We start from the raw sequence: 347 nt of genomic DNA, 5'->3' as shown, positions 1-347 counted from the left end.
CGCAAAGCGGCGCTTTGCCCTCTGTGTCTGGTCTATAAGGGATTTTGTGCGGCGTTTCTAGGCGCGTAGCCGCGACTGATAGTCATGGTCTTGCCATTTCACGCGAAACGCCAACTCCTCGGCGGGTTGACGGGCCGCGAGGGCGTCAGAAATTTCCACTTCGTCAAAACCTGAGCGGCGGGCCATAGCGTATTGATCCGAGATCACATGCCCCTTGGCGCGTAGGCGGCCAACAAATCCCATCAAGCGCAAACGGCGCGCGATGGTGAAGCCGCGCACATCGGCGGAGGAGGGAAAATCCACGCGGATCATGTCGATATCCGACAAATGACCCTCGAGGCTATCAG

1 protein-coding gene is annotated in these 347 nt (G+C 58.5%); it reads right to left on the bottom strand.

Annotation, left to right across the window (positions count from 1 at the left end; translation table 11 throughout):
* Positions 1 to 57 precede the first annotated feature (57 nt).
* On the bottom strand, positions 58 to 347 hold a 290-nt coding region (locus AB9F29_RS21530; RefSeq protein ID WP_369757205.1), incomplete at its 5' end, for a DUF934 domain-containing protein.

Origin of the sequence: Falsihalocynthiibacter sp. S25ZX9 (assembly GCF_041205405.1) — a bacterium.
Classification (GTDB): Bacteria; Pseudomonadota; Alphaproteobacteria; order Rhodobacterales; family Rhodobacteraceae; genus Falsihalocynthiibacter; species Falsihalocynthiibacter arcticus.
This window is presented reverse-complemented; position numbering and strand designations above follow the sequence as displayed.